Below are 321 nucleotides of genomic sequence, written 5' to 3' on the forward strand. Positions count from 1 at the left end.
TTTGTTTTTTTTCATTGCGTGCTATCGCTGATAATTCTAGCCCAGCGAATGATGCAAATCTTCTTGTTTTATCTCTCAAAGATGGTGATGTGATTATTCGTTTGCTTCCTGATTTAGCACCCAAACATGTTGCACAAATCAAAAAACTAACAGAAGAGGGAGCTTATAATAATGTTGTCTTTCATCGTGTTATTCCTGGCTTTATGGCACAAACTGGTGATGTAAAGTTTGGAAAAAAAGGTGGTATAGATTTCGATCTGAAACGCGTTGGTATGGGAGGTTCGAATTATCCCAATATACCGGCTGAGTTTTCAAAACAAC

At 37.4% G+C, this 321-nt stretch carries 1 protein-coding gene; it reads left to right on the plus strand.

Translation table 11 applies throughout. The annotated features are described in order from the left end of the window. On the plus strand, positions 1-321 hold a 321-nt coding region (locus tag ACFIO5_RS12765), incomplete at both ends, for a peptidylprolyl isomerase (protein WP_375705605.1).

This window comes from Bartonella sp. AA86SXKL, from assembly GCF_042196885.1.